The organism is Sporolactobacillus shoreicorticis (genome assembly GCF_024125445.1).
Taxonomy (GTDB): Bacteria; Bacillota; Bacilli; order Bacillales; family Sporolactobacillaceae; genus Sporolactobacillus; species Sporolactobacillus shoreicorticis.
Genome location: NZ_JAMXWM010000021.1, coordinates 43136 through 66712, shown reverse-complemented (window position 1 = coordinate 66712; position 23577 = coordinate 43136). Strand labels below are relative to the sequence as shown.

Sequence of the window (23577 nt, the reverse complement as noted above, 5' to 3'; positions counted from 1 at the left end):
TTTTGTTACGATTGGTCAATAACTTCTAAAAAAAATTGTTTCTTGTCCCAGTTTAGCATACAATGTAAGGTAGACAGAAGAGACTGCTTATCTAGCGAGTCAGTCCAATTGTTAGAGAAAGGATATCTTCGATGATTAAAAATATACTCATCATATCTTCAAATTACACCGGACACGGCCACAAAAGTATTACGGAATCCCTTAGTGAAAAATTTGATATTGTTCCGGATGTTAAGATCCATGTGATTGATGGATTTTCATTAGGCGGCAACACATTGCTCAGAGTCGGCAAAATGTACGGTCCCATCACCAGAAATTCCGAACATCTTTGGAAAATCATTTGGGATATCACTTCCGTCAAGGTGCCTTTTGTTAATCATTTGATTGAGATGAAAATTCGAACCAAATTTCTTGCTCTGCTTGACAAAGTTAAGCCTGATCTCATTCTGACCGTCCATCCGAATTTTAACGGTTCCATTCTCAATATTCTCGAAAAAAATGACATCCATATACCATTCGTCACATTGATCGCCGATCTGATCAGCATTACACCACTTTGGGCGGATGCTCGCGCCGATTATGTGATCAGCCCGACACAAGAAGCCAAAGATAAATGTATCGAATTTGGCGTTCCGGCCGAAAAAATTAAGGTGTTTGGATTCCCTGTGCGCGAACGGTTCTATAACCACGCTCAGAAAGATGCCGAGCACTATGCGCCGAACAAGCCGTTGAACTGCTTGATCATGAGCGGCGGTGAAGGCGTTGGGAATATGGGAAAAATGGCCAAAACATTGATTGAAACTTTCGGATTCAACATTACCATTGTTGCCGGAAGAAATGAAAAGTTACAAGCCCATCTAAAAAAAAACCTGGGTAAAAAATACGGCGACAAGGTCAAGATCTACGGATTCACGAGGAATATCCAAGACTTGATTGCCAATTCCGATATTGCCTTTATTCGCAGCAGTCCGAATGTCATGATGGAAGCCGTTTCCTGCAACACGCCGATCGTGATCACGGGCGCGCTTCCGGGACAAGAAGCAGGAAACCCAAGATTCGCTGAAAAATATCATCTGGCAATTACATGTGATTCAATGGGGAATCTTGTTCCGACAATCAATGAACTGCTGGACAACAACGTCGCAATGCTTAAAGAAATAAAAAAATCACAGCAACAATATGTTGATCCGCAAATTCCGGAAAACATTGTTAACTTTATTTTGAATATCCCAGATAAAGAACTGCAGCCTGCCGGCGTTGCTCGTGATGTTTCGTTTAATAACATTAATTACGAATCTTAATCTTTTTATACAAGAGATGGAAAAAATCCTCAGCGGTTTTCCGTCTCTTTTTTTGTTTATTATCTGTTAAAACAGATTAGTGTAAAAATTTTCGTCTTTGCTGTACAATTAATGAAAGAAACTTTATTGTTCTGCCAATCGATTAAATTCTGAACCTTGGGAGTGAGATCAACGAAAAAAATATTGGCTCCTGTCATTGGTACATTAGGCGCCGGTGTGATCATTGTTTCCGGCATGTCTCATTTTGCCGGTGCCGATAATCCTTTTTCTTTGTCGCAACCGTCTTCGGATCGTTCATTCTCGTCTGCCTCGGCATCTGATACCTCTGCTGCCCATGTCTCTGATGTAAAAACGCTTGGTCTTATTGCGATAAACTATCGACTGTTTCACCTGGATCAACTGGCAAGCAATCAGATCGCCTTTTGGATTGAGGATGAAAAAGGTCATTATGTCAAGACGCTGCGCGCCTCAAGCTTCACGGCCGGAGGCGGTTATAAAATGCGTGCCGAAGCGCTTCCCGAGTGGCGCAAGGCAGCGAACTGGGCGCATGCATCCAAGTCCGAAATCAATCAAGTAAAGCTGCCGGAACAAAAGGCTGGCAACCATACTGTTTATTGGGATTGTACAGACGCTGCGGGAAAAGCGGTGAAACCCGGCACTTACGTCTACAAGGCTGAAGGCAACATTTATTGGCAAAATCGAGTCGTGTTTACCGGAAGAATTACGATTGGCAAAGACAATGCACAATCGACCGCTCAGGCCGTTTATAAACCGTCCGGTGCAAAATCGCATGGCGTATTGCTCGATCAGGTGCGTGCCGGATTTGATTCAGGCAAAAGCGTCGCTTCGGTCAAACAAGATCCGACAACGAGTACACAAGGATCGTAATCTTGCCTGAATTTCACAGTATTCAGATGAACACCCGGGTGCATACCTCCGGATTAAACGCGCCGGACGCGTCTCGAATTTTTGAATGGATGACCGAAACAGAAAGCCGATTTTCCAGATTTCTCGTGAGCAGCGAACTTTATCAGGTTAATCAGAGTCCTAATCTGCCTGTGACCGTATCTCCACGATTTGCCGAGCTATTATTTGAGGCCCTCCGTTTCTATTCGGAAACAGGAGGTATTTTCAATCCGTTTCTCGGCGATGTGCTTCAAGAACTCGGCTATGATCGTTCCTTTGAAAAAATGGATCGTTTGCATGCTCGGCGCGCCCCTGGTATCCGTCCTGCTTCAAGCGAAAAAGTTGCTTTTGAATTCGATATTGAAAAGCGAAACGTTAACCTTCATTCAGGCTGCAGCCTAGATTTCGGCGGTATCGCAAAAGGCTGGGCGGTACAGAAATCTGCGTTGGCGCTTATTCATGACGGTCGCTCCAAAGGAATGATCAATGCCGGCGGCGATATCATGTGTTGGTCCGACGAGCGTTGCTTAAAACCATGGGTGATCGACATCGCTCATCCCTTTTCCGATGATAAGAAAATAGGCAGGCTTAACCTCAGAGCCGGACGGTTTGGTGTCGCCACCAGCAGTACGATTAAGCGAAGCTGGAGTGACGGCCATCATCGTTTTCATCATCTGATTGATCCAAGAACCGCCTTACCCTCAGAATCAGATATCATTCAGGCGACTGCTCTGGGAACAGAACTGCTGCCATGCGAAATCTATGCAAAATGCCTGCTAATTATGGGAAGCAGATGCGGTCCTGCCTGGCTTGAGGCGAGGCGATCTGATCTGGCTTACGTGTTCATCGATAAACAAGGAGAAGTGATTGCCTCACCCAACCTGAATGAGATTTGTATCAATGAGCACTTGCCGGATAAACTATCCTTTCCGTTAAAATAAGGAGAGATGAATCGTGGAACAAAAGCATAAAGTTTTAAAATGGATAATTGGACTGGCTCTAATCTTCATGATTAGCCTTTTCGTCGAATTTGAACGCCGGACAGGCTCTTTATCCGCCAATGCACCAACATGGCTCATTGTCCGCGTGCTCGGCATTAGTGCGTACCTGCTCCTTTTCTGCGGCATATGCTTGGGCATTATAGCCGGCATGCCGATTTGGAGAGGAAGAAAGAAGGGACGCGATCTGCTGCTGAGCATCCATTTTTTCTTCAATACAACCGGCGTATTTGTCGCCATGCTGCACCCGCTGCTCCTTGTCATCGATCCTTATGTACCCTTTTCATGGATGCAGCTGCTTGTTCCCTTCACAGCACCGCGTGAACCGTTTCTTTACGGACTCGGAACACTCACCTTATACGGATTGCTGTTCGTTCTGCTGACAACTGATTTGAAAAAGAAAATGCCGACAAGGCTCTGGCACAGTTTCCATCTGATTGCGTATTTGCTTTTTCTGCTGACGCTCACTCATGGTATCATGGGAGGAACAGATTCCAGCAACCTGCTGATTTTTGCTATGTACGTTATTACGTTTGTCAGCGTCCTCGTACTCCTGATCATGCAGATCCACATGGTAAGTTCGTTAAAGAAACGCGCCTTGCTTAAACAGCGCTTTGTTCAAGAAAAAATACATCGGTGAAGATGGGAGCATGAACTGACGGTGGAAAACTATTTACTTTTTATCATTGTCTCCATTTTTTTAATTCTGCTGCCCGGTCCGGACATGGCGCTTGCTACACGAAATACGCTTCTCTATGGACGATTTGTTGGCTTAAGTACCATCACAGGTACATCAACCGCGCTTCTGATCCATACGATCGCAGCCGCGCTTGGTCTTTCCGCTTTGCTTGTCCAATCCACTCTATTATTTTCGCTTTTCAAGTACATCGGCGCCCTTTATCTGGCATATATTGGAATCCGAACATTATTAAGTCTTAAAAAACAAACTGCAACTCAAATGAATGGACGATCTATGTTTTCAAAAAAGTATCTCTCAAAGAAAGCCGGATATTTTCAAGGATTTCTCACCAACCTGACAAATCCGAAAGTTGTCGTTTTCTTTTTGACGTTCCTGCCTCAATTTATTCGGCCGAGCAATCACTCAATCGCTCCTTTCTTTGTCCTGGGGATCACACATATTATCATTAATCTTATTTTGTTCAGTGCCTATGTGCTGCTTATCGGCACTTTCAGTCAGTGGATGCAGAAACCGATCGTTCAATGGATCATTCAAAGTGTAACCGGATTAATCCTAATTGGATTTGGTATCCATCTTGCACTGTGGGCGATTCGGTAAAGCTGATCACTATGCCTGATTAATAGCTTTTCAAGAGCTTTTCCATCCCCGCCTGTCGCACGCATGACAAGCTTTGCATCGATGAACGAACCTCCTTTTCATTTAATCAGAAGATCCAAGCACCCAAAAGGTTTCATTTTTTGTATCAAAAAATCCGAAAGAAAGGAAACATTCTTTCTTTCGGATTCATATTCCTTGAACGGATTATCGCTTAATCAAGCGTTCTTTTTTAATCTGTTTGCTGCGCAGCTGGCCGCAGGCGGCGTCAATGTCCGTGCCGAACTCTTTGCGGACCACCGCATTGATTCCACACTTTTTCAATGTTTCATAGAAGGTGACTACGGCATCTTTCTCGCTCCGCTGGTATTCCGAATGCTCTTCAACCGGATTGTAGGGAATCAAGTTCACATAGGCGAGATGACGCTTCTTCTCCAAAAGCTTTGCCAACTGCAATGCTTCCTGTTTATGATCATTGAGGTCTTTCAGCATAATATATTCAAACGTAATACGCCGATTGGTCTTTTGCAAATAATAGTCAACAGCTTCCATCAGTTTTTCAATCGGATAGGCGCGGTTGATTTTCATGATTCTGCTGCGCAGTTCGTTATTTGGTGCATGTAACGAAATGGCTAGATTGATTTGCCAGTCAATATCGGCAAATTCATAGATTTTCGGTACGATACCGCTGGTGGAAACAGTAATGTGACGTGCACCGATGGCAAGGCCTTTTCCATCGTTAATAATCTTGAGAAAATCCATAACCGGATCAAAATTATCAAATGGTTCGCCAATACCCATGACAACAATATGGCTGACGCGTTCATCTTTCGCACGTGCATCAAGGCTTTGCTGAATTTTGACTAACTGCTCCACCATTTCCCCGCTTGTAAGATCACGGTTTTTTTTCAGCAATCCGCTCGCACAAAAACTACAGCCAATGTTACAGCCGACTTGCGATGTGACGCAGACGGATAACCCATATTCATGCAGCATCAGAACAGTTTCAATTAAATTGCCATCCGACAGCTTGAACAAAAATTTTGTCGTGCCATCCTTCGCTTTCTGCTCAATCTGCTTCTCAAGTGTCCCCATGACGAAATAATTCTCAAGCAGCTGAATCGTCTTTTTGGAGAGATTAGTCATTTTCTTAAAGTCGTCGATGCGTTTGAGATAAATCCAATCCCAAATTTGTGCAGCTCTGAATTTCTTCTCCCCTTGCTCAACCAGCCAGTCTGTCAATTTATCCAATGTTAATCCATAAATGGATGTTCTGCTCATATTTTCGACTACCTCTTTTTAAAGATTGCGTGATGGTTCAATCATACTGAATTTGCGATGACCGTGCAAGGTAGTATAAAAAGGCATGACGTATGCGTCCTGCCTCTTTTGATCTTCTCTTATTTTTTTGGTCGCGTCAATGACAGCTTTTTAATTGGCTTTTTGTACGCAACACCGAGCACATCAATCAAGAATACGAAAACCGGAATACCAACAATCAATCCCCAAATACCAAAGAAATGCTCGGAAAAGATCAGAACAACAAAGGTGTAAAAAACCGGAAGCTCTGTTTTTGCCGACATCAGTTTAGGATTCAATACATAAGCCTCCACCGCATGCACAGCGAGAATCGTCAGCACCATGTAAATAACATCCTGAATTCCGCCGATCGTATAACCAATCATGCACAGTGGAATCAATGAGATGACCACACCGGCGACCGGAATAAGACTCAGCACAAAGACCATTAAGATCAAACTGAACAGTTGCGGAAAGTGCAGCAGTGCAAGAATAATTGCTGTAATGGCCGTATTAACAAGTGCAATAACAAATTGAGCCTCAATGACCTTCCCGAAAGTTTGTACAAAGCGCGAACCGAAGAAGGCGACTTCATCATATAGAAAACCGATTTTACTCGTTTTAAATCCTCTTGAGAATTTGAGCAGCCGCTCTTTTTCCAGAGAAAAGAACAGGCTGAGCAGCAGTGCCAGAAACAGATCAATGGCAAATGAGCCAAAGGAAGAAAATGAATCGATCAGAAATTTGACGCCTGATTTCAGGTAGGACTCAACATTATATTTCTGCAGCTGATCCAGGATCGCATTCACAACAACCGATCCGCGAAACTCTTTGATTGTCTTCATGATCGAGTCGAATAATTGCACCGTCTGATCGGCAATAATCGGCAAATAAATGGTCAGCGCCGCATAAATACCCAACGCAATTAACAAATAAAGAACAATCACCACAAGTCGCCTGGGCAATTTTAATTTTTGATGGACAAAGTTTTCTAAGCGATCTACCAGAAAGCAAAAGATAAACGTAAGCAAGAGCAAATCAATCAAGCTACGACACAGATAAATAATGAAAACCAGCAAGGCAAAAATAAGGACACGTCTGACTGATTGTTTTTGCAGATAGCCGATCAATAAATTCATAGTTTCTGTTTCCTTTTCTCTTTTTTACCCATTCCAATCTTATATCTAGTAATAGGAACAGATTATATTTTCATTTTAGTGGTTTTCTCTTGTAGATGCAAAACATAATCGTGTTCTTCTATATATTTACAGATGACAAGAAAAAAAGTTTCAACAAAAAAATGCCTGAACGGCCAATTTAAAGCCACAGGCATTTTTTAACCCTTCCTTATTGTTCAATGTACAAGTTATGATCGGCAAAACCAATAACCAGTTTTTTGTTGCCGTTCTCGTCTGTCCCCATCGTCAGCCCTTCACTCTCCTGAGGCGCGCCGTCAGGAATGGAGAAACGGAAACGATCTGTAATCGTCCAGCTGTCATCAAGCACCGTCAAATAATTATTCGCCAGAAAGTACAGTTTCCCGTCCTCATACTGCAGGCCTTGAACTACTCCCATTTTTTGCATGCTATGTCTTTTTGAAAGTTCCCCGGTCTTTAGATTATACGTAAAGAAAGAGTCGTCACCAAACGATTCAGTCAATAAAATCAATGTATTCGCATCTTTCACCGCCATCATGGCAACATATGGAATATCACCGCGAATTTCTGTGGATTTCAAGATACTGAGCCCATTAGAATCCGGATCGATGATATTCAGAACCGGTCTGTCTCCGGCACTGCTGACCTCATAAAGTTTATCATCCGCAGGATTATAGCTGAGTGCGCAGGCATGGCCAAGCTTCATTAAACCGGATTCTTTTACTATTCCTCCATTACGATTATAAGCAACAATCTTACCAAGACCATTGCCTAAGTCATACCCGACATAGTAATAATCTCGTTTTGAGTCATAGGCAAGGCCTTGTTGTTTTCCGGCATTGCTAGCAGCGAGCAGACTCTTAAATTCACTCGTTTTATTTACAATGTCGCCCAAGCTGCTATTCTCTACCCAACCGATATCAATATCCTTATCTGATTTTCCGTACCAATCGTTATACTTGATAAACGACCAGCCGCCTTGATTTTTAATAACTTCAAGCATACGTGTGCTGTATTTATTCAGGCTGCCGATCTGTACGCCGGTATCCGGTGCCTCTCCATTTCCCTGACCATCGTAAATAGCAGCAGAGGCATTGTTAACTATTCTATATCCATTCGGATCTGTTGCACTTCTCAAATTCTTAATTGCCGAACTGATTACCCAGCCAATGACATGATGATTATAGGAAATGCGGTAGCGTTCTTCATTCTCCACTTGTTTTTCCTGATTGATTTGAACCGTCCGGCCGCCGGCATTGAACTGGCCGCTGTAACCGACAAAATGACCGTTGTCATCAAAAATCGGTGCTTTGCTGCTTGAGATCGTTGCGTCATAATTTACATGCAAAGGCCTTTCCGATTTCATCGCTTGAATGGAGAGATTGCTTGCTTTTACCCAGCCAAGCGAAGTACCCGCTGTATATTTTTTAATATGAACCCAGTCACCGTCAACCAGATCGATCTTCAATTTCAGATTCGCATAAATACTCAGACTGGACACAAGGCCGGAAGCATTTGGTGCTGAATAAAGGCTGCCGGTCGTATTTTTCACATTCGCCACAGCCAAATACGGGATACTTCCGTCACTCGCCATGTTTGAGGTCACTTGAACAATATCTTTGTGAATCCATCCAAGTGTATTTCCATCGACACTGACCTGATACCAAGCCACACCGCCGACCGCCGACTCACGCAGTACATTGAGCGGCACGCGTTCATATTCAGCTATCTTGCCGACTGATTTCGCATCCTTTATTCCATAGGGCTGATCCCAAATTCCATGATTCCCTCCTGTTGATATTACACCATAGGTGTTCTCCGCAACCGCGTTGTTATACGTGTAGCTCAATTCTGCATTTGTCAAATTGACCGCATAGACATAGCTTTTTCGTCCTTTATAAGAAACCCAGAACAATTTATTTGACTGCGGGCTTTGCGTTTCCAGACGGGTTCCGAGCGGAATTGTTCCTGAATAACGTTTCGTCCGGCTGTAATTCTTGTATTGCTTGGACTTCTTTTTGACGTATTTAACAACGGCCTTCTTATATGAAGACAAATTTGACTTGTATACATAGCCGCGTTTGCCTTTGTAATTCACATGATACATCTTATAGTTCAAATTGCTATCGGTTGTAATCTTTTTATTAATCGCTATCTTCCAAATACGCTGTTTGGACGCATCTCGACTTGAGTAGAGATAGGAGGTTTTGCGAATATACCGGGTCTTTGTCGTTCGCTTCGTCCACAAATTGGAGCGATACACATAACCGCTAAGTCCTCCATATGTAATCTTTACCATCTTACTTGATCGCTTGCTCGTCGTCTTCAATTTCGCGTTAATCGGTACATAACGTATAAACTGTTTGGACTTACCGGATGTCGTGTACAATTTTGAAGTCTTATGAACATAGTATGTATAAGATTTCTTTGCCTGCGCGGGATAATAAGATAAAAGGCTTAAAAGCATAACAACGACAAGCATGATTGAAAATTGCGTGTACTGAATGCGAGATTGACCGTTCACTGTGATAAACTCCTTTCGAGGTACCTGCTCCATGACGAGTGAGGTAAAAATGAGGAAGAACATTTAAACTGCATCTGTTCTATGTAAATTTTATGTTAATTTAAACTTACGATTAAGTATAACGCTATTACTGGACTTCAAACAATAGAATTTGCCTATTTTTCTCATCATTTTATTTTCAACGATTAAAAGCTGCGTCTTGCTCTTTATTACATTTTTGATCCGCTGCGTTCAAGCTGTGCACACAAAAAAGCATCTTTCAAAATCAGAAAGATGCTTTTTTAATATTAGGTTCTTATTGCATGACTGCAAGGGCACCCATCGGATCCCAAGGCTTCAGTTCAATCGGTTCTTGTTCAAAAGCTGCCTTTAATTCATCAGAAAGATATTTCTTATTGATCACGACTTGATAGGTATATTCATCCATCCACCGGTCGCTCATGACAAAGTAGCCTTTTGTGCCCCATTTCTCGCCCCAGCTGTTCTCCACTTTCCAGCGGTTCGGTTTGCCGTCAACAAGATTCACCCCGGTCAATACCATCGCATGCGTCAGACAGCTATGCTTGTAATCAAGTCGTTCCGCTTTCGTCATTTTAAATTTCGTACCGAATGCCGCATCAAAATCAAACAACGACGTGTCCATGATACCCTGTGTATTGTCCGAATATTGACCGACATCACAGCCGAACCATACGGATTCGTTCGCTTTGATCTGGCTGACAGCGAGTGACTTCAGCGTCTCCATATCAACATTCAGATATTTAATTTTATGGCCTCCGACCACGGTGCCGAGATACTGCACGGTATAGGTTTTCTTGTACGGTTTATCCTGGGTCGGAGCGTTAATAACGGCAACATAGTCATTCAGATCAAGTCCAATATATTTCTTGAAAAATTCTTGAGGCGTGATACCAAGGTCTCTGTGAAACTTCTTATCTTCGTCTCTATATTCAAAATCAAAAACTTTTGGCGGTTCGCCAAGAGAGAATGCGAGAATACGATAGATATCGCCCAGCATTTCCGTTTTCACTGCTTCAAGTGCATCCCTTGATTTTCCATCCGCACTCATTACGCGCAGGATGCCGGCATCCTCGCGCAGCCTGGCATTCAATAGCTGATTCAATACAGGTGTCCGGCTGCTCTGAAATGTTTCCGGCATCGCCTGCTTCGGCACCACACCGTACTTCTCAATAATCGCCACAAGCATATCCCATTGACCGCCGTCCTGCTGCGGTGTATCCATCAGCCAGGAAACCAGCCGCCCATCCAATGGCTCCGCAGCCGTATTCAAAATGCTTTCAAGAAAATAATTCGCCTTTTCAAATTTATCCCAGAAGAGCGTATAATTTTGTGAGAGTTCAAAGTCTTTAATATGAAACGCATCGCTGAATTTATGACGGAATGTATTTAGCGCGGCAAACATCCAGCATCTGCCGCTTTGCTTCTGATCGGTGACTTTGCCTGTCTCGATTTCTTCTGAAAATACCGGATTCATCGACACAACCGCATCGCCGTTTAAAGTCGCTGCTTTGATTCCGTTCTTCATGATCGCGTCCTGCATCACTTTGTTTTCAGCAGCACTACGGACTTTGTCTGAAAATGTGTCAATCATTGATGTCGAGATTTCTTTTGTCACATCCATGTCCCCCTTATAAATAAACCATAACAAACCTATTATAGGTCTAAAAGGGAGCCACGCAAAGAGCCACGCATGTTCATGTTATCTTTTTTGACACAATTCTATCCATTCAGCGCGTAAGTTTATCTAATTGTCCAGTAATCATGTTCCGAAGTAATTCAAGGCTTCTCGTCTGCCGCACGAGTTGTTGCTCCGCTTCTTTGTTCGAAATTAACTGAAAACGCAGCTTGCTTCTGGGCGGCAACTGAGAAAGCAGCGGCAGATCCACCGATGCTACTTGAGCAATTCTTGGATAACCGCCGGTCGATTGGTGATCGGTCATCAAGATAATCGGCTTGCCGTTTCTTGGCACTTGAATGGATCCGCTTGTTACTGCTTCCGAATACAGTTCGAGAGATTCATCAAGAGCTAATTCCGCACCTTCCAATCGATAGCCCATCCGATCTGAAGATGCAGTAATCTGATAGTCGGTGTTCAGAAATGTATGTCTGCTCTCTTCGGAGAATCGAGGCCATAAAATATCCGGCAGAACACGAATGACCTGAATCCCTTGATAAGTTCTCCGCATTGCAGCGAACCATCTGATCACAGACTTCTTTTCAGCCAATGAAGCAATGATACGTTTTGCTCTTTCAGAAGTTTCACCGACCGGAATTCGGTCATGCTCTTCCAACAAACGGCCCTTAAAACCTCCTTGACCGGCCCTTTCATAGGTTGATCGGCTGCCGAACCACAAAGGTGTGTTCACACCTCCGGATACAGCCAGATAACCTCTGCTCCCATAGGCTAGACCCCCGATGGTCAGAATTTGCCCTTCACGCGCGAGACACGGCCTTCCAATTCCGATTTCCTGTCCGTCGAGACTTGGATGGCAGACGGCTCCTGTCACAGCAAACAAGGTGTCTTCCGAAAAAAGAATACTGGGTCCGAGAAACGAATATTCAATAACCGCAGCCGATTCACCATTGCCAACCAGCCAGTTTGCCAGTTTTGCCGAAGGCGGGTCCATTACTCCGCCGACAATGATCCCGAATCGCTGATATCCGAACCTCCCCAGGTCCTGCACAGCAGAGGCAAACCCTTTTCGAATCAAAATCAGCCCCATAATGAGTGCTCCTCCTTAATACGTATGTACTCTTGCCTCGAGATCGGATCGAATTTTACTAGATCTCCGGCAGCGAGTAAGGTTGGCGGATCCGATTGTGGGGTGAAGAGGGGCAGCGGCGTTCTCCCGATAATCTGCCATCCTCCCGGAGAATCAAGTGGATAAGCACCTGTCTGTTTCCCGGCAATGCCGACTGATCCGGCAGCGATCTTCAATCGCGGAGTCGCCCTTCTTGGCGTAGCAAGTTCCTCGGGTAATCCGCCCAAGAATGGAAAGCCCGGAGCGAAACCAAGCATGTAAACCAGATAGTCCGGCGCAGAGTGCATGTCAATAACTTCATGGACACTCAAGCCATGAAGTTCGGCCACTTCGGCCAAATCCGGTCCGAAATTTCCCCCGTAACATACCGGTATATGCACCGTACGCCTATGCATTTTATGATTAATGTCTCCGTTCACACGCTTTGCCATGTTCGCTAAATAATTGATGACGTGCTGCTGTGCTGTGACTGCATGATAATTCACACCCAGTACCTTCACCGGATCATAATAAAAAACGACATTCGTGTATGAAGGTACATATTCAATAAAGCCCGCAAAAGGTGCCTGATCAAATTGCTCTGTAAATTGATTGATTTTCATTTGGATTTCAGGCGCGATTTGATTGCCAAAAATAACACGAACTGCTTGATCACCAAATGGCTCAATAGTTCTCATGATGCTGCCCCTTTAATAAAGAAACTTGCCGGATCGGCAAGTTTACACAATTTTTCATCATTACCATTCACAAAATACTGAATGCGGTATCCTTTTGATCGGTAATAAACATGTGCCCGGGTGCATGCGTTATAGCTATGTCCGGTCTGGAATCCATTACTGCCGCTTGCGGGGTCACCCCGCAAGCCCAAAAGACGGGAATTTCACCCTCGCGAATCGTAACGGCATCACCAAAATCAGGATGAGCAAGATCCCGAATACCTAATTTCTCCGGGTTTCCAAAATGAATTGGTGCGCCATGAACGGAAGGGTAACGACTTGTCACTTGAATTGCCCGGATGGCCTGTCGTTCTGTCATTGGGCGCATACTTACCACTACGGGTCCGCTGAAAATTCCTGCGGATTTGCAGGGGATATTCGTCCGGTACATCGGCACATTACGTTGTTCCTCTATCTGGCGGACCGGTATGCCATTTTCCAGCAGTGCCTGTTCGAAGCTAAAGCTGCAGCCAATGAGAAAGGAGACAAAATCATCTCTCCAATAGGCGCGGATATCCGTCAGCTCCTTGCTCAGTATTCCTTTACTATAGATACGATATCGAGGTATATCCGTCCGTATATCCGCATGATCCGCCATCGATTCAACGATCGGGTCTCCCGTATCCAGTACTTCCAGCAGAGGACAGGGCTGAGGGTTGCGCTGGCAGAACAACAGGAAGTCATAAGCATAATCTGCCGGAAGTATCACCAGATTTGCCTGTGTATGACCATTAGCAAGGCCGCTTGTCGGTTGATCCCATTGCCCCTTACGAATCATGTGCCGTACCTCCGACGGTGATTCTTGGGCGAGTGTTGCATAATCAATCATTCTGTTCATCTCCCAAATGATTCATGCCAAGCACCAATTTTAATCCCGCAACGCTGCAGTTCTTTTCGTATCGTCGCAACAAATGCCAATGCCTCGGTTCCATCTCCATGGACACAGATGGTTTCCGCACGTACTTTTGTTTTCTCTCCGACAGGTGTTGTCACTGTTCCCTCTTGAAGCATCTGCATCACCTGCTTCAGTGCCTGATCCGTATTGGTAATCAATGCATTCGGAAGCGATCTTGGGGTCAGTGAGCCATCCGGCTGATAGGTTCGGTCAGCATAAGCTTCATAAATAACATGAAGTCCTGCCTTCTCGCCGGCTGCTGTCAAAAAGGTTCCATCCATTCCAAATAAAAGCAGATCGGGATTCACATCGGCAACGGCTTGAACGACTGCCTTTGCATATTCTTCCTGGTCAGAAGCCATGTGATACAATGCGCCATGCGGCTTCACATGATTCACGCTAACGTTCTGTGCCTTGGCTACTGCCTGCAATGCACCAACCTGATATACAATCATGTCATAGACCTCCGACGGAGTGACCTTCATTTCCCGTCTTCCGAATCCCTCAAGATCCGGAAGACCCGGGTGTGCACCAATCGCCACGCCATTCTTTTTCGCGCGCGAGACCGTTCGATGCATTTCGGAAAAATCACCTGCATGAAAACCACACGCGACATTAGCAGATGAAATGAGCGGCAGTACTTGTTCATCGTTTCCAATGACATAATGACCAAAGCTTTCTCCTAAATCGCAGTTCAGATCAACTTGATCCATTGAAAATCATTCCTTTTATTCATATATCTTAATATCTCAAAATAAAGAAGAAAATCCCTTAATCATGGATTGAATACCCGCATAGGCCATAAACACAACAATGATCCATCCAAAAAATGTGAGCCAAAGAGGATGTTTATAAAATTCACCCATTATTTTCTTCTTCATTACAGCAACGAGCAAAATAGCCAAAGCAATTGGGAGGATTAATCCGTTAATGGCACCTACCATAACTAAAACCTTGGCAGGGCTGCCGATAAAATAAAAAATAGCCGTTGAAAAAACAATGAAGAAAATAATTAAGTAAGGCCGTATTTTATGATAGAGATTCGTTTTATCCTCTTGTTTAGAGTAATCCAAAAATGATACTGATGTAAAGGTAGAGCCTAATGTCGATGTCATTCCGGCTGCAAACAAGATTAAACCGAAGAACTTATAACCGAAATCTCCGGCCGCAGAACTGAAAATGCTCGCCGCAGGATTAAGCGGGTTAAGCTTATATCCTTCCGCAATGACAGCTAGAGCTGCGAGAAAAAGCAGAATGCGGATGATCGATGCAACGCCAATTCCCGTCAAGGCGCCGCCATTTATGTACCGAATGCTTTCTTTTCCTTTTAACCCGCCTTCCAGCAATCTGTGCCCGCCGGAGAAAGATATGTAGCCGCCGACTGTTCCGCCGACAATCGTCACAATCGAATAGAAATCAATGTGCGAAGGTGCAAAGGTATGAAGCGCTGCCTGCCCGACCGGAGGTGAACTGATTGCAACAATAAAAATAATGAGCAGAACCTTTACTGCAGCCAATATCTGTACCGTGCGATCCATAACGATCAGGGCATTGCGGACAAGGAAAATAATTAGCGCAATTGCGCCCCCAATTAATGCGCCGTTCTCCGGAGAAATACCAAATAAGACATTAAATCCGAGACCGACACCGCCGATATTTCCGATATTAAACGTCAGTCCGCCAATAACAATTAGAGCAGTTAGCAGATAGCCCAGACCAGGCAGCAATTCATTAGCGATCTGCTGCGCTTTTTTCCCGGAAACACAAATAATGCGCCAAATGTTTAACTGAACACCGATATCAACCAAAATACAAACCAATATTGCGAAACCGAAATCAGCACCAAGCTGAGACGTAAAAGCAGCCGTCTGGGTCAGAAACCCTGGTCCGACGGCCGACATCGCCATAAGAAATGCAGCACCCATTGCAACGTTAAATGCCTGATTCTCCTTTATCAATGCTTCTCCTCCTCAAGAAACTCAATGATAAAGTTGAGTATACAGCCCACCGAAATATTTTTCAAATTAATTATTTTCTGTAAATTAACGGCACAAAAATAGCAAACTCGATTCGTTTCCCTCGAGTTCGCTTGTAGCTTGCTGACTTCCTACACTCGCTGTAAAATTCGACTGAGAAAACGGCGCGTCCGTTCGTGTTTCGGATGCTGAAACAGCTGATCCGGATTTCCTTTCTCTAAAATAACACCCTGATCAATGAAAACAACCTCATCGGCAACTTCCTGAGCAAACTTCAGTTCATGCGTAACGATAACCATCGTCCACCCGTTTGCCGCCAAATCTCTCATGACCTTCAGCACGTCTGCAACAAGCTCAGGATCAAGCGCCGAGGTCGGTTCATCAAATAAGAGCAGCTTTGGTTTCAGCGCGACGGCGCGCGCGATACCCACACGCTGCTGCTGTCCGCCGGAAAGTTGAAAAGGGTATTGATTCTGATAATCGAACAGCCCAACATCATCCAAAATTTTTCTCGCTTCATCAATCGCTTGATTCTTGAGAACCTTTTGCACAATGACCGGACCTTCGATCACATTTTCCAGTACAGTTTTATGCGGGAACAAATTGTGGGCTTGAAACACCATTGCCGATTGAATCCGAATCTCACGAACCTCTTTTTTCGATAACCTTTTGCCGAAATCCGCGTGTATTCCGTTGATTTCAAGTGTGCCTTGTTCAGGAAGCTCCAGCAGATTCAAACTGCGCAGCAATGTCGTTTTACCAGAGCCTGAGGGTCCGATCATGACGAGCACCTTTCCCTCATCAAGGGACAAATCAACGCCTTTTAAAATTCGGCTTTCGCCAAATGATTTGTGAATATCCTTAGCCTGAAGCAGCATGCTTCTGTCTCCTTCCATTTAATGCCTTGCCACATAGCGATCAAGCCTATTTTCAATGTGTCCCTGAATCATAGAAAGAATGAAGCAGAAGATCCAATAAACAAGCGCCGCCTCTGAATAAAGCAGCAGAAAATCATAACTTGTAGCCGTAATTTCCTGCGCGCGCCGGAAAAGCTCCGTTACCGTAATCGTCGATGCAAGCGATGTGTCCTTCACTAAGCTGATAAATGTGTTGGACAGCGGAGGCACAGAAACACGCGCCGCCTGCGGAAGAATAATCCGGCACATCACCTGAGCATCATTCATACCAAGCGTATACCCTGCTTCCCACTGTCCCTGAGGCACAGAGAGAATCGATGCGCGGATCGTTTCCGCCGCATAGCCGCCCACATTCATCGACAGCGCGACAACAGCTCCGACAAACGGACTGACTTCAATGCCAAGATCCGGAAGCCCATAAAAAATAATCGCCAGCTGAACAAGGAGCGGCGTGCCGCGAATAATCGAAATGTAGACACGGGCAGCCCCTTGCGCTACGTTCACTTTGGACAGACGCAGAAGCGCCATTAGCATAGCAAGTGCAAGACCAAAAATAAATGATATGATTGCAAGCGGAATCGTGTAAATTAGGCCGCCCTGGAGAATCGGCCAGAACGAATGAAATGCAAGCGGCCAGTCAATCGTGATTTCTCCTAATACAAAGGGTGCCATTTATTTACTGATGTCCTTTCCAAAGTATTTCTCAGATATTTTCTTTAGTGTACCGTCTTTCTTCATCGCCTTGAGCTGCTTTGTAAATGCTTTATCCAGCCCGCTTCCCTTGAGCACAGGAAAAGCGATATCCGCTGCATTGGACTTAACGAGTGCCGCAATTTTAAGGTTGCTGTCGTTCGTTTCTTTGAAATATTGCAGTACCGCACCTTGATCATTAACGGTTGCTTCGACGCGTCCCTGGCTCACGAGTTTCAGCGCCTTGGACAATTCATCCTGACCAACAATGACAGCGCCTGCTTTTTTCGTCATTTCCCCATAGTTGCTGGAGAGGCCCTGCGCAACCTTAACTCCTTTTAGATCGCTCAACGTTTTAATCTTATTGTTGTTTTTTGGGGTTACGATAACGGACTGAGACGTTGAGTAAACACGCGAAAAGTCATATTTTTTTTCGCGTTCAGGCGTTACACCGACATCGTTGGAAATCGTATCGAATCGTTTTGCATTCAGACCCGCAAACAGCGAATCCCAATTTGATTCCTTAAATTGCACCTTTACACCCATTCGTTTGCCCACTTCACGAATCACATCAACATCAAAACCAACCAATTTGTTTGTTTTGCTGTCATGATAGGTATAAGGCGCATAGGTACCTTCTGTTCCAACTTTTAGTACACCTTTTTCTTTTATCTGGTTCAATGCACTTTTACTTTTTGATGAATTACCAGTTGCAGCGCACCCAATTAAGGAGAACGCAAGAGCTACCATTAATAATCCCATCAATAATTTCTTCATTATTTTTCCCCCTCGTCACTTATATCCCATACTTGATTCATCAAACCGTCTTCCATGTTGATACTTATTTGTTGTATATCCGAGTATATAAATATGTTTTAACGGACTACTATTCTAGCACCTTTTTGAAAAACAAACAACACAACTAAGTTCTGGTTCCTGCTTCTGCCAAGGATTATTGTTTGACAGTAAAATTGAGTAGGGTATACTTAAGCTATAAATAGCACATATTATTCGTTTTTGCACATATGTGCGAACTGAGGTGATGGAAACGAGCGCTTTTGATATAAAAAAAGAGTGCGCCAAAGAAGCCTTGGCAGTCATTCCAAATCATTCAATCATCGGCCTAGGCGGAGGCAGCACGATCAGCCATCTGATTCACTTTATTAAGGAAAAAGATAATTTTGAGGTGCAAGTTGTTACGCCCTCAATGCAAACAAAACTTCTTTGTCTCGAAAATGGACTGGATGTACTTCATACAGAGTGCGTCGATCATGTTGATTTGGCTTTTGACGGATGTGACCAAGTGGACGCGCAGCTCTGCGCATTAAAAAGCGGCGGAGGTATACACTCACTGGAAAAGCTTATCGGTTCAATGGCTGATGAGTACATCCTTCTCGTTGACGAATCTAAATATGTGCCGGCATTAACCTTTGACCAACCGGTTGTTCTGGAACTTCTGACCGAAGCCATGGCCTACGTTCGAAGCAGGGTTGAGCAGTTGGGCGGCAGACCGGTGATGCGCCGCAGCGCTGCAAAGGATGGATTCACAGTTACCGATAACGGTCATCTTTTAATGGATGTTTCTTTTGATCAAGTTCATGATATTCGTCAACTGGAAACCAATTTGCAGGCGATCCGCGGCGTTCTTGATACGTCTCTTTTCGTCGATGTCGCGACCAAAGCATTGATCGCCGGCTCAAGCGGTATGAAGTGGCTGAACAAAACAACCCACGAGGTGAGCCATTCATGAGTGAACGCAACTGGGCAATCATTGGTCCCGGGGCGATTGCCGCCGAATTTGCACAAACGCTACATGCCAGCGGCCGCAAAATATATGGTGTCGGTTCGCGCAGCTTGGAACGTGCTCAGGCTTTTGCCAACAAGAATCATATTGAAAAGGCTTACGGAAATTATGATGAACTTTTAAATGATCCTGCCATTGACATCATCTATCTCTCAACACCCCATTCCAATCATTACAGCTATCTGCTTAAGTGCTTGGAATCGGGAAAACACGTGCTTTGCGAAAAAGCAATTACAGTCAGCAGCCGGCAACTGGATCCTGTCATTCGTTACGCAAAGCAGAAGCGTTTGATTGTTGCCGAGGCAATGACGATTTATCACATGCCGCTTTATCAAAAATTGCAGGAGGTCGTCGAAAGTGGAGTCATCGGCAAAGTCAAAATGGTTAATGTTACCTTTGGCAGTCTGAAACCGCATGACGTGAATAATCGTTTCTTCAATATGAATCTTGCCGGAGGCGCACTTCTTGATATCGGCACATACGCCCTGTCCTTTGTGCGTTTCTTTTTAAGCAGCCAGCCTGATGAAATTTTAACCACAGTCAAGCCTTTTGAAACCGGCGTCGACGAACAATCGGGCATTATCTTAAAAAATTCGGATGATCAAATGGCTGTCATTACACTGACGATGCGGGCTAAATTACCAAAAAGAGGAATTGTCACCGGAGATAAAGCATATTTAACTGTGGACAATTTCCCAAGAGCTGATAAAGCAACCATTACCTATCCGGATGGCCGAACAGAAACAATTGAAGTCGGCAGTACGGCTAAGGCAATGGTCTATGAGTATGATTACATGAACGCTGTAGTAAACAAGGAATTTGATGAGCAAACGCTTCCGTTGACCGACAGTGTCATGAAAATCATGACCAATGTGCGTGATCAATGGGGTATTCGTTATCCATTTGAATAATTGCTGTATACGGACCCAATCTGCACTTTTCATTTCTTTTAAAAATAGAGAGCGTTTTCTTTTTCATTTTTGAAGGTCTGCATTACAATAGACATGTGATATTAATTACACCAAATTTTGAAGGGAAGATGTGCAATGAGTATTCAAGACACAGTCCTGGAACACGCAGTAGATGCTGACTACAAATTATATATTGGCGGCAAATGGGTTGAAGGCTCTGAGGGCAAAAAAATAGCAAGCTATAACCCAAGTACCAGTGAAAAGCTGACCGAATTCGTTGACGCAAGCCATGCCGATGTAGATGCGGCCGTGGAAGCAGCTACAAAGGCTTTTGAAACATGGAAAGATGTCAGTGTTCAAGAGAAAAGTACATTTTTACTCAAAATCGCTGACCTGATTGACGAAAATGCAGATCATTTGGCACTTGTTGAAACATTGGATAATGGCAAACCGCTTCGTGAAACGAAGAGCATTGATGTTCCGGCAAGCTCAGACCACTTCCGTTATTTTGCCGGCGTTATTCGTTCTGAAGAAGGCACCGCGAATGCGTTGGATGAAAATACATTAACGATCAATTTAAAGGAACCTATTGGTGTCGTTGGGCAAATCGTTCCGTGGAACTTCCCGTTGCTGATGGCGGCCTGGAAGATTGCACCGGCAATTGCCGCAGGAAATACTGTCGTTATTCACCCATCCTCTTCAACGTCACTGAGCTTGCTCGAATTGGCTAAGATTTTCGATCAGGTGCTCCCCGCAGGAGTTGTGAATGTCGTTACTGGGCGCGGCTCTGATTCCGGCGACTACATGCTGCATCATCCGGGCTTCGCAAAACTTGCGTTCACCGGCTCAACTCAAATCGGTTATGAAGTTGCCGAGGCTGCTGCGAAACGTCTGATTCCGGCAACGCTTGAACTTGGTGGCAAATCCGCAAACATCTTCTTTGACGATGCTCCATGGGAACGTGCCATTGAAGGGGCACAGCTTGGCATTCTGTTCAATCAAGGTCAAGTGTGCTGCGCCGGTTCGCGTATCTTCGTTCAGGAAGGTATCTACGACAAATTCGTAAGCGCTCTTAAAGAAGCCTTCGAGAAAGTCAACGTTGGTCTGCCTTGGGAAGATGGCGTTCAGATGGGCGCTCAAGTCAACAAACGGCAGCTGGAAAAGATTCTGGATTATGTTAAGATCGGCCAGGATGAAGGAGCAAAGCTTGTGACCGGAGGATGCCAGCTGACGGACAACAATCTTGAAAAAGGGGTCTTCATGGCACCAACACTTCTTGCGGACGCAAGCAACGATATGCGTATTGCTCAGGAAGAAATCTTCGGACCTGTTGCAACGGTCATTAAATTCAAGGATGTCGATGAAGTGATCAAGCTGGCTAACCAATCGGATTACGGTCTTGGCGGTGCAGTATGGACACGCGATATCAACAAAGCTCTCCGCGTGGCTCGCAGCGTGCGGACCGGCCGTATGTGGGTCAACACCTACAACCAGCTTCCTGCCGGCGCTCCATTCGGCGGTTACAAGAAGTCCGGTATCGGCCGTGAAACGTATAAGAGTATTCTTGACGCTTATACGCAAACGAAGAATATCTACATCAGCACAAAAGAAACAGTTGACGGTCTCTATTAATTAGCTTTGTCAGCAGTCAGGAGGAGACGAATGCATTCCGCATTCGTCTCCTCCTTTATTTTTGGTAATGTTAAACTTGAATAGCATCCGAACACCCAAATCTTTTCACACAGCTTTATTTTTTAATTAAACTCATCAAATTACTTGTATTTATGCTTGACAAATAAAACTCAGCACGATAAACTGTACACAATTAAATAAATCTTATCAAGAGTGGCGGAGGGACTGGCCCGACGAAGCCCGACAACCAGCACGTTTTAAGTGTATGGTGTTAATTCCAGCAGATTAAATTCTGGCAGATAAGAAAAGAATCGGCGAATAAGGCCGCTTCCCAATCTACTCTGCGGGAAGCGGTCTTTTAATCTGCACACCCCCTTTCTAAGATTTTATTTAATGTAAAACTTAAAGAACATAGGGAGAGATGAACATGGCAGAAGAAAGAAAATATGGTTTTGAGACTTTGCAGGTACATGCAGGACAGGCGCCAGATCCGGCAACAGGTGCACGTGCCGTGCCGATCTATCAAACAACTTCGTTTGTATTCAAAGATGCAGACGAGGCTGCTGACTTCTTTCAATTGAAGAAACCGGGCAATGTTTATGCGCGGATCATGAACCCGACCGAAGATGTCTTTGAACAACGCGTCGCCCAGCTCGAAGGCGGATCTGCAGCACTTGCCACTTCTTCAGGACTTGCGGCAATTACGTATTCTATTTTGAATGTTGCAAATTCCGGAGATCATATTGTTGCCGCATCTACCCTCTATGGCGGTACGTATGAATTGTTCAACGTTACCTTGAAAAAACTCGGCATCGATGTCACATTCGTTGATCCGGATGATCCGGAAAACTTTCGTGCAGCGATCCGCGATAATACAAAAGCGCTCTACGGTGAAACGATCGGCAACCCGAAAATTAACATTCTCGATATTGAAGCCGTTGCCGATATTGCTCACGAAAACAAGATCCCTCTCATTGTCGACAATACGTTCGGCACCCCGTATCTCATCCGTCCAATCGAATTTGGCGCAGATGTTGTTGTCCATTCTGCTACGAAATTCATCGGCGGTCATGGAACTGCTATCGGAGGCATTCTCGTTGACGGAGGCAAATTCGACTGGCGGGCCAGCGGTAAATTCCCTGATTTCACTACACCGGACAAAAGCTACGGCGGCTTAGTATACGCCGACCTCGCACCCGCTGCATTTGCTTCAAAAGCACGCGTTCAGCTGTTACGCAATACCGGTGCAACAGTCAGCCCGCAGAATGCGTTTCTGTTCCTGCAGGGCTTGGAATCTCTCTCCCTGCGCGTAGAACGCCATGTTCAGAATGCTCGTAAAGTTGCTGAATTTCTGAACAATCATCCGAAAATTACATGGGTGAACTATCCCGAACTGGATGGCAATCCATACAAAGAACTATCAAAAAGATACTTTCCAAAAGGCCCCGGCTCCATTTTCACATTCGGCGTGCGAGGCGGACTGCAGGCCGGGAAAGCATTGATCAACAACGTGAAGCTCTTCTCACTGCTTGCCAATGTGGCTGATGCCAAATCGCTGATCATTCATCCTGCAAGCACGACGCATGCCGAACTGACTCCGGAAGAACAAGCCGTAACCGGTGTAACACCTGAGTTGATTCGTGTATCCATTGGTATCGAAAGCGTTGACGACATAATCTATGATCTGGAACAGGCACTAGCAAAAGTTCCGGATGCCGTCGCAGCCAAATAAACAATAGAAAAAACATAGAGATAAATCTATCGGGGGTTATTA

The 23577-nt window shown here is 44.7% G+C and carries 21 protein-coding genes and 1 riboswitch; of the genes, 9 read left to right on the top strand and 12 right to left on the bottom strand.

The genetic code is table 11. The features are described 5' to 3' along the window. Positions 1-131 precede the first annotated feature (131 nt). From NIE88_RS15585 to NIE88_RS15565, 5 genes are all read left to right on the top strand, one after another. A complete protein-coding gene (locus tag NIE88_RS15585; protein ID WP_253063505.1) occupies positions 132-1301 on the top strand; it encodes an MGDG synthase family glycosyltransferase in 1170 nt (389 codons plus the stop codon). Positions 1302-1463: 162 nt separating this feature from the next. Next, positions 1464-2189 carry a DUF2271 domain-containing protein gene (locus NIE88_RS15580; RefSeq protein ID WP_253063504.1) on the top strand — a complete coding sequence of 242 codons (726 nt, stop codon included), beginning with the start codon at positions 1464-1466 and terminating at the stop codon, positions 2187-2189. Positions 2190-2191: 2 nt separating this feature from the next. Next, positions 2192-3148, top strand: a complete 957-nt coding sequence (locus tag NIE88_RS15575) for an FAD:protein FMN transferase (RefSeq protein WP_253063503.1) — start codon at positions 2192-2194, stop codon at positions 3146-3148. A gap of 13 nt (positions 3149-3161) precedes the next feature. Continuing rightward, the gene (locus tag NIE88_RS15570; RefSeq protein ID WP_253063502.1) at positions 3162-3845 is read left to right on the top strand and encodes a hypothetical protein; all 684 of its coding nucleotides are present in this window, start codon (positions 3162-3164) and stop codon (positions 3843-3845) included. A gap of 21 nt (positions 3846-3866) precedes the next feature. Next, complete coding sequence (locus NIE88_RS15565) at positions 3867-4502, top strand: LysE family translocator (protein ID WP_253063501.1); 636 nt, start codon at positions 3867-3869, stop codon at positions 4500-4502. Between the two features lie 204 nt (positions 4503-4706). Here NIE88_RS15565 and rlmN read toward each other — a convergent pair whose 3' ends face one another. From rlmN to NIE88_RS15505, 12 genes are all read right to left on the bottom strand, one after another. Then, the gene (gene rlmN, locus NIE88_RS15560; RefSeq protein ID WP_253063499.1) at positions 4707-5780 is read right to left on the bottom strand and encodes a dual-specificity RNA methyltransferase RlmN; all 1074 of its coding nucleotides are present in this window, start codon (positions 5778-5780) and stop codon (positions 4707-4709) included. A 119-nt stretch (positions 5781-5899) separates the two neighbouring features. After that, a complete protein-coding gene (locus NIE88_RS15555; RefSeq protein ID WP_253063497.1) occupies positions 5900-6937 on the bottom strand; it encodes an AI-2E family transporter in 1038 nt (345 codons plus the stop codon). A gap of 208 nt (positions 6938-7145) precedes the next feature. Next, complete coding sequence (locus tag NIE88_RS15550; protein WP_253063495.1) at positions 7146-9479, bottom strand: GW domain-containing glycosaminoglycan-binding protein; 2334 nt, start codon at positions 9477-9479, stop codon at positions 7146-7148. 295 nt (positions 9480-9774) lie between these two features. Next, complete coding sequence (locus NIE88_RS15545; RefSeq protein ID WP_253063493.1) at positions 9775-11115, bottom strand: C1 family peptidase; 1341 nt, start codon at positions 11113-11115, stop codon at positions 9775-9777. 112 nt (positions 11116-11227) lie between these two features. Then, a complete protein-coding gene (locus NIE88_RS15540) occupies positions 11228-12223 on the bottom strand; it encodes a 5-oxoprolinase subunit C family protein (RefSeq protein ID WP_253063491.1) in 996 nt (331 codons plus the stop codon). Then, positions 12214-12939, bottom strand: coding sequence for a 5-oxoprolinase subunit PxpB (gene pxpB / locus NIE88_RS15535; RefSeq protein WP_253063489.1), 726 nt, complete (start codon positions 12937-12939; stop codon positions 12214-12216). Before pxpB ends, NIE88_RS15540 begins: the two co-directional genes overlap by 10 nt. A 67-nt stretch (positions 12940-13006) precedes the next feature. Beyond that, a complete protein-coding gene (locus NIE88_RS15530) occupies positions 13007-13807 on the bottom strand; it encodes a putative hydro-lyase (protein ID WP_253063487.1) in 801 nt (266 codons plus the stop codon). A gap of 5 nt (positions 13808-13812) precedes the next feature. Beyond that, complete coding sequence (locus NIE88_RS15525) at positions 13813-14586, bottom strand: LamB/YcsF family protein (RefSeq protein WP_253063485.1); 774 nt, start codon at positions 14584-14586, stop codon at positions 13813-13815. A gap of 36 nt (positions 14587-14622) precedes the next feature. Beyond that, positions 14623-15780: an NRAMP family divalent metal transporter gene (locus NIE88_RS15520; protein WP_253063524.1), complete on the bottom strand. Its 1158-nt coding sequence runs from the start codon at positions 15778-15780 to the stop codon at positions 14623-14625. A gap of 200 nt (positions 15781-15980) precedes the next feature. Next, complete coding sequence (locus NIE88_RS15515; RefSeq protein ID WP_253063523.1) at positions 15981-16724, bottom strand: amino acid ABC transporter ATP-binding protein; 744 nt, start codon at positions 16722-16724, stop codon at positions 15981-15983. Between the two features lie 21 nt (positions 16725-16745). After that, positions 16746-17438 (bottom strand): amino acid ABC transporter permease, encoded by a 693-nt coding sequence (locus NIE88_RS15510; protein WP_253063483.1) that lies wholly within the window; start codon positions 17436-17438, stop codon positions 16746-16748. Continuing rightward, positions 17439-18233: a transporter substrate-binding domain-containing protein gene (locus NIE88_RS15505; RefSeq protein ID WP_253063481.1), complete on the bottom strand. Its 795-nt coding sequence runs from the start codon at positions 18231-18233 to the stop codon at positions 17439-17441. It abuts the gene before it with no gap. Positions 18234-18498: 265 nt separating this feature from the next. On the opposite strand from NIE88_RS15505, the gene rpiA reads away from it, so the two are divergent. The 4 genes from rpiA to NIE88_RS15485 all read left to right on the top strand — a co-directional run bounded on the left by rpiA (position 18499) and on the right by NIE88_RS15485 (position 23535). After that, a complete protein-coding gene (gene rpiA / locus NIE88_RS15500) occupies positions 18499-19206 on the top strand; it encodes a ribose 5-phosphate isomerase A (RefSeq protein WP_253063522.1) in 708 nt (235 codons plus the stop codon). Further along, on the top strand, positions 19203-20171 hold the full coding sequence (locus NIE88_RS15495) for a Gfo/Idh/MocA family protein (RefSeq protein ID WP_253063479.1): 969 nt from the start codon (positions 19203-19205) through the stop codon (positions 20169-20171). The genes rpiA and NIE88_RS15495 overlap by 4 nt, the downstream gene beginning before the upstream one ends. A 135-nt stretch (positions 20172-20306) precedes the next feature. Further along, positions 20307-21803, top strand: coding sequence for an aldehyde dehydrogenase family protein (locus tag NIE88_RS15490; RefSeq protein ID WP_253063478.1), 1497 nt, complete (start codon positions 20307-20309; stop codon positions 21801-21803). A 201-nt stretch (positions 21804-22004) separates the two neighbouring features. After that, a riboswitch (SAM riboswitch) is annotated at positions 22005-22109 on the top strand. A 121-nt stretch (positions 22110-22230) separates the two neighbouring features. After that, positions 22231-23535, top strand: coding sequence for an O-acetylhomoserine aminocarboxypropyltransferase/cysteine synthase family protein (locus tag NIE88_RS15485; RefSeq protein ID WP_253063477.1), 1305 nt, complete (start codon positions 22231-22233; stop codon positions 23533-23535). The last annotated feature ends 42 nt before the right edge of the window (positions 23536-23577 follow it).